This window comes from Mesorhizobium sp. M7A.F.Ca.CA.002.05.1.1, from assembly GCF_003998335.1.
Classification (GTDB): Bacteria; Pseudomonadota; Alphaproteobacteria; order Rhizobiales; family Rhizobiaceae; genus Mesorhizobium.
The window spans coordinates 1-2,919 of record NZ_RZQI01000505.1 but is presented as its reverse complement, the minus strand read 5'-3'; the positions used below and the strand labels follow the sequence as shown (position 1 = coordinate 2,919).

Genomic DNA, 2,919 nt, shown 5'->3' with positions numbered 1-2,919 from the left:
GCAGAACTATTTCAATTTCGCCGGACGCGCCCGCCGCAAGGAATATTGGGGCTACTGCCTGTTCTGGACGGTTTGCCTGCTGATCATCGGCGGCATCGGCCTGTACACCGATATGGATATGGGCGGTTTCGACAGTGATATTTCGGGCGCGATAACGGTCGGGTTGTGCGGCACGTTCCTGCTGGCGACAATTCTTCCCAGCCTCGGCATGATCGTGCGCCGGCTGCACGACATCGGCCTGTCAGGCTGGCTCTGCCTGCTGATCCTGATCCCGACCATCGGCAGCCTGATCATCCTGGTCTTCGCGCTGATCCCGACGCAGGCCCGGGAAAACCAGTGGGGGCCGGTGCCGGCGGGTGTCAGGATTTAGCCGCCACGTGTATTGCAATCACAAACAACCCTGGGTAGTATTTGCGCAACGCGGGGGAGAAACATGCGTGGCACGATATTCCACTACGATCAGGATCAGGACTACGGCTACATCGACGGAATCGACAGCAAGCGTTATATCTTTGCCCGTGACGATGTGAGCCATGAAGTGACCCTCGCCAGGGGCACCCTTGTCGAGTTTCAACCGGAGGACGGTACGGCGCACGATATAGTCGCCGTCACCCCGACAGCGCCATCGCCAAGCACGGGCCAGCCACGCCGTTCGGCCGAGAGCAGGCCCGCCTATTCCATGGGTCTGTGGGCTTACTTCTGGCGCGCGATAATTGCGGACTATAGCAATTTCAAAGGTCGCGCCCGCCGCAAGGAATTCTGGGCCTTCTGGCTATTCTACACCCTCGGGATATTGGCGCTTCTAGGCTTCGGAATACTCGTTGACCTGGCGTTCAATGGCTTCAAAACCAATGCGGACAGGACGCCGATGAGGGCCATAGGGCTCATACCCTTCCTTCTTTTCTTTTCGGGATTGATCCTGCCGTCGATTGCGCTCGTCGTGCGGCGTGTGCATGACGCGGGTCTGAGCGGCTGGTTTGCACTTCTGGGCTTCATAACTCCCATTGGCAGCATTGCCTTGCTGGTCTTCGGACTTCTGCCGTCCCAGGTGGGCGAAAACCCTTGGGGACCGGTGCCGGCAGGCGTCAGGATCTAGCCGCCTTCAGCGCTTCGCCTGAAAGCCTGAGAAAGACCTTCTGGCCGTGGCGCTCGGCGCCAAGCCGGTCGTAGAAGCGCAGCGCGCCCTCGTTCCAGTCCTCGGTGGTCAGGTCGATGCGGCCGATGCCTTCGCGCAGGCAATGATCGGCGAGAAAGCCGATCAGCGCCCGGCCGACGCCGGCGTTGCGAACCTTCTCGCATACGAACAGATCCTTGAGGAACAGCAGCCGCTCGAGATCGATACCGGGATGCGCGATCGCCACCGACGCCAGGCCGCTGACTTCGCCGTCGACGAAGGCGAGCGCGAAATGCGGATAGGCCGGGCTTTCCTCGCCAAGCCATTTGCGTGCAGCAGACAGGGCCCGGTCAGCATCGAGAGGCGGCTGCCGGTAATGCTCCGCCATCTCGCACAATATGGCCGCGAGTGCCGTCGCGTCCTCGATCGTCGCCCAGCGGACGTCGACCGTCACGGAATCAGCCCAGGAATTTGGCGATGATCGCGTCGCCCATCTGAACCGTACCGACCTCGGTCATGCCATCGGACATGATGTCTTTCGTCCGCAGGCCTTCGTCGAGCACGGCGGCGATCGCGCTTTCGACACGGTCGGCTTCATCGACCATGCCGAAGGAATAGCGCAGGCACATGGCGAAGGAAGCGATCATGGCGATCGGGTTGGCGATGCCCTTGCCGGCTATGTCGGGGGCTGAACCGTGCACCGGCTCGTAAAGCGCCTTGCGCTTCTTGGTCTTCACGTCAGGCGCGCCGAGCGAGGCCGACGGCAGCATGCCGATCGAGCCGGTCAGCATGGCGGCAATGTCGGACAGCATGTCGCCGAACAGATTGTCGGTGACAATGACGTCGAACTGTTTTGGCCAGCGCACCAGCTGCATGCCGCCGGCATCGGCCAGCATGTGGTCGAGCTTGACGTCGGAATAGCGCGCCTTGTGGGTCTGGGTGACGACCTCGTTCCACAACACGCCCGACTTCATCACATTGCGCTTTTCCATCGAAGTGACACGGTTCTTGCGCGTGCGTGCCAGTTCGAAAGCGACGCCCGAAATGCGCTCGATCTCGAACGTGTCGTAGACCTGCGTGTCGATGCCGCGCTTCTGGCCGTTGCCGAGATCGATGATCTGCTTGGGCTCGCCGAAATAGACGCCGCCGGTCAGCTCGCGCACGATCAATATGTCGAGGCCTTCGACCACCTCCTGCTTGAGCGAGGAGGACGCCGCCAGCGCCGGATAGCAGATGGCCGGGCGAAGGTTGGCAAACAGCTCCATGTCCTTGCGCAGGCGCAGCAGGCCGGCCTCAGGGCGCACCTCGTAGGGCACCGCATCCCATTTGGGACCGCCGACGGCGCCGAACAGCACCGCGTCGGCCGCCATCGCCTTTTCCATGTCGGCATCGGAGATCGCCGCGCCATGCGCGTCATAGGCGCAGCCGCCGACCAGCCCCTCATCGGTGGCAAAACCGCTGCCGAGCTTGTCGTTCATGACCGCGATCAGTTTCTTGACCTCGGCCATGGCCTCGGGACCGATGCCGTCACCGGGGAGCAGGAAAAGATGCTTCGTTGCCATGGAGGAACCGTCCTGGAAAGAATTTGAACCGCGGCCTTGCTAAACGCCAAGCCGGTTGTGCGCAAGGAGTAACGCAGCGATCAAGAACAACCTCGTTCGTTTGCGATCCTTCGCGCTCCCCTCTGCCCCGCCAGCCTCCCGCAAATTGCAGCGCCTTGCCTTCACCGACGCGAGAGAATGTTGACCAGCCGGCCGCACGGATCGCGGACATAGAAGCGGCGCACGCCCCAGGGCTCGTCGGCC

4 protein-coding genes and 1 pseudogene are annotated in these 2,919 nt (G+C 62.1%); 2 read left to right on the top strand and 3 right to left on the bottom strand.

Annotation, left to right across the window (positions count from 1 at the left end):
- Together EN939_RS39210 and EN939_RS22630 are read left to right on the top strand one after the other, a co-directional pair.
- A partial coding sequence (locus EN939_RS39210) for a DUF805 domain-containing protein (RefSeq protein WP_245473139.1) occupies positions 1-370 on the top strand: 370 nt, incomplete at its 5' end.
- A 63-nt stretch (positions 371-433) separates the two neighbouring features.
- Complete coding sequence (locus EN939_RS22630) at positions 434-1,096, top strand: DUF805 domain-containing protein (protein WP_127269803.1); 663 nt, start codon at positions 434-436, stop codon at positions 1,094-1,096.
- On the opposite strand, the gene EN939_RS22625 is transcribed toward EN939_RS22630, so the two are convergent.
- From EN939_RS22625 to EN939_RS39205, 3 genes and pseudogenes are all read right to left on the bottom strand, one after another.
- The gene (locus EN939_RS22625) at positions 1,086-1,568 is read right to left on the bottom strand and encodes a GNAT family N-acetyltransferase (protein ID WP_127269801.1); all 483 of its coding nucleotides are present in this window, start codon (positions 1,566-1,568) and stop codon (positions 1,086-1,088) included. The genes EN939_RS22630 and EN939_RS22625 overlap by 11 nt on opposite strands.
- Before the next feature lie 4 nt (positions 1,569-1,572).
- The gene (gene leuB / locus EN939_RS22620; RefSeq protein ID WP_127269799.1) at positions 1,573-2,676 is read right to left on the bottom strand and encodes a 3-isopropylmalate dehydrogenase; all 1,104 of its coding nucleotides are present in this window, start codon (positions 2,674-2,676) and stop codon (positions 1,573-1,575) included.
- A gap of 161 nt (positions 2,677-2,837) precedes the next feature.
- Positions 2,838-2,919: pseudogene (locus tag EN939_RS39205) on the bottom strand (glyoxalase); the annotation flags it as partial.